Origin of the sequence: Halovivax sp. (genome assembly GCA_007119345.1) — an archaeon.
Lineage (GTDB): Archaea > Halobacteriota > Halobacteria > Halobacteriales > Natrialbaceae > Halovivax.
Map to the genome: position 1 here is coordinate 1 of SKPV01000082.1, position 2,844 is coordinate 2,844.

Genomic DNA, 2,844 nt, shown 5'->3' on the forward strand with positions numbered 1-2,844 from the left:
GAGGGGTTCGAGCGGCGGGTGCGCGCCGAACTCGCCGACGGCGACAGGCACGTCCGCGAGCGGCGTCAGGAACGCCGCTGGAAAGCCCGAGCGGAGCGCTCCTGAGTCCGCAGTCGACTCACTCCGTCCGGGGACGCGTCGACGGAGGGCGCCGTTACTCCATCACGTCGAGGTCCCGGTAGTAGGTGACCGGACAGGGCGCCGCGAGGATGATCTCCTGAGAGACGGATCCCAGCACGGCCTTCTCGGCCGGCGACCGTCGCCGACCGCCGACGACGATGCGGTCTGCGTCGACCTCGGTCGCGAGATCGACGACCCCCGGACCGATCTCACCGAGCCGTCCCCGCACCGTGACGTCGACGCCCTCGTCCTCGAGCCGGTCCCGGAGGTCCGCCACGGGCGCCCGGTGGGCCGCCACCGCGTCCGGATCGACCGCGTCGGGGCGCTCGTCGAAGCCGAGTCGTTCGCGGACGCTCTCGTACTCGTCGGCGGTGAAGGCGTGACCGATCACCACGTCGGCGTCGAGCGGAACTGCGAGTTCGCTGACCGTCTCCGCGAGTCCGTCGGCCCGGACGGTGTCCATCGGCCCCACTGCGAGCAAAATCGTCTCGATCGCCATAGGTGCACTCGCGCCGGCAACGGCTTACCTCTTCGCCTCGATCCTCAGTCGTCGCCCCGGACGAAGGTGACGGGTGCGGGCGCCGACAGCAACACCTCCTGGGCGGTCGAGCCGAAAACCGCCTTGCCGGTGGGTGTCCGACGTCGACCGCCGACGACGACCCGGTCTGCGTCGACCTCGGTCGCGAGCTCGACGATCGCCTCGCCGTGATCGCCGACGGCGCCGCGAATCTCGACGTCGACGTCGGCGTCGGCGAACTGGCGAGCGAGTTCCCGTATCGTCGAGTGCCGGCGGGCGACGGCGTTCGGATCGACCTCCTCGACGTCGGGGTCGAACTCGAGGCGGCGACAGACCTCCTCGTACTCGTCGGTCGTGAAGACGTGCGCGAGGACGACCGTCGCGCCAGCAGGGCCAGCCACCTCGATGACGGCCTCGGCCAGCGCCTCCGTTCGATCGACGTCACCCGGTCCGACCGCCAGCAGAACCGTACGTAGTGTCATACCCCAAATCCACTCTCGACTCGCATAAGCGTTGGCAGCTGTGCAGTTTCGACCGCGGTGGGCGAACGTGGCTTTGCGTTCGGCAAACCTGGTCTTGTACACCACCTCCCAACGGAGCGTTCGACACCACTGGCGAGCAGATCGGTGTTCATCGTCACAGTGCGCTCGTCACAGAGCCACCGCCCCGGTCGCCACCGGCTCCCCCACAGCTAACCCGCCGGCGCCCGAAGGCGACGTATGGACGGCCCGGACCTCACCGATCGAACCGTACTGGTGACCGGCAGCGCCAGAGGCGTCGGCCGGGAACTGCTGCTCGCCGCCGCCGACCGCGGCGCGCGCGTCGCGGTCCACTACCACACGAGCGCCGACGCCGCCCGCGACGTCGCCGAACTCGCCGCGGAACGCGGCGCACCGGCGACGACGACCGTCCAGGGTGACGTTACCGATCCGGAGAGCGTCGACGGCATGTTCGCAGCGGTCGAATCCGATCTGGGCCCGGTCGACTCGCTGGTCAACAACGTCGGTGACTTCGCTCCCGTCCACTGGGCGGAACTCGACGTCGACACCTGGCGCCGCGTGGTCGACACGAACCTCACCGGAACCTACCTCTGTTCGCGCCGAGCGCTTCCCGGCATGCGCGAGCGCGGCTTCGGCCGGATCGTCAACATTGGCTACGCCTCCGCCGAGAAGGGACTCGTCGACCCGGTGAACTTCCCGTACTTCGCGGCTAAAGCCGGCGTTCTCATGTTCACGCGGATGCTCGCCGCCGACACGCAGGACGACGGCATCACGGTCAACGCCGTCTCACCGTACGTCGTCGAGAACTCCGCGGAGTTCCCCGACGAGCTGCCCCGCGGCCGTCCCGCGAGCTTCGACGATGTCGCTCGGCCCGTCCTGTTCTTTCTCGCCCGGGAGACCGAGTATCTCAGCGGTGAGAACGTCGAGGTCGACGGTGGCTGGCTCCCCGAAGACGTCTGATGCGCTCACGATTCGATTCGTGGGCGATGTGTGCCGCCCGCCCTATGATTCTGTGGCGATGTGAGCCACCCATGATGTTGTGCTACCCGCGAAACTGCCCACCCGCCACAACTAACGGAATTCGGAACCCGTCCCACAACGAACGTGATCCGTCGGCCCTGAGCTGACGGTGGCGGGGCGTCAGGGGGCCAACACGTCAGCACCGAACGCGACTACCGACGCACGTCCCGCTCATCGCTCTATAGGGTGACTCGTCGCACGCACTCGTGAGGAACTCGTTCGACTCGCCAGGACAACCTACGTCTCGACGACCGTCAACAGCTCGTCGTACAGCTCCTGCTCTCGATCCGCGACGTCGTAGATCGCCGACTGGGCCTCGGCGAGCAGCGGCTCCATCTCGCTCACTTCGTCGACCTCGCTCGCGTCCTTCAGCGTATCTCCGATCGCGGTCCAGTCGTCGGCGATCTCGTGCATTCTGTCGGCGAGGTCGGGGTCGAGTTCGGAGAGCTGCTCGGTGGTTCGGTCGAGGAAGCGGGCGTAGAGCCGGCGAAAGGTGCCGCCGCCGGTGCCCCGACGCTCGACGTTCTGGTAGGCAAAGCGCACCGACCACTGCGGATCCGCAAAGTCGACGTAGGCAGGTAGCTCCTCGGCGAAACGGCGAATCCCGGCCAGTCCGTGGGCCGCCGGTCCCAGCGGGCGCTCGCGCGAGTCTGGCTCGAGCATGTAGCCCGCCACGTCCGCGATCGC

At 68.1% G+C, this 2,844-nt stretch carries 4 protein-coding genes; 1 reads left to right on the forward strand and 3 read right to left on the reverse strand.

Features of this window, described 5'->3' with window-relative positions; translation table 11 throughout:
* Positions 1-154: 154 nt before the first annotated feature.
* Positions 155-619, reverse strand: a complete 465-nt coding sequence (locus tag QZT59_RS05725; RefSeq protein ID WP_290812620.1) for a universal stress protein — start codon at positions 617-619, stop codon at positions 155-157.
* Positions 620-663: 44 nt separating this feature from the next.
* Positions 664-1,119 carry a universal stress protein gene (locus QZT59_RS05730; protein ID WP_290812623.1) on the reverse strand — a complete coding sequence of 152 codons (456 nt, stop codon included), beginning with the start codon at positions 1,117-1,119 and terminating at the stop codon, positions 664-666.
* A 237-nt stretch (positions 1,120-1,356) separates the two neighbouring features.
* On the opposite strand from QZT59_RS05730, the gene QZT59_RS05735 reads away from it, so the two are divergent.
* A complete protein-coding gene (locus tag QZT59_RS05735; protein WP_290812626.1) occupies positions 1,357-2,097 on the forward strand; it encodes an SDR family NAD(P)-dependent oxidoreductase in 741 nt (246 codons plus the stop codon).
* A gap of 297 nt (positions 2,098-2,394) precedes the next feature.
* Here QZT59_RS05735 and QZT59_RS05740 read toward each other — a convergent pair.
* A partial coding sequence (locus tag QZT59_RS05740) for a DUF4872 domain-containing protein (protein ID WP_290812629.1) occupies positions 2,395-2,844 on the reverse strand: 450 nt, incomplete at its 5' end.

Bases quoted from the DNA above. Each gene is read 5' to 3' on its own strand.
- QZT59_RS05735 (WP_290812626.1), top strand. From the start codon at position 1,357: ATGGACGGCCCGGACCTCACCGATCGAACCGTACTGGTGACCGGCAGC.
- QZT59_RS05730 (WP_290812623.1), bottom strand. From the start codon at position 1,119: ATGACACTACGTACGGTTCTGCTGGCGGTCGGACCGGGTGACGTCGAT.
- QZT59_RS05725 (WP_290812620.1), bottom strand. From the start codon at position 619: ATGGCGATCGAGACGATTTTGCTCGCAGTGGGGCCGATGGACACCGTC.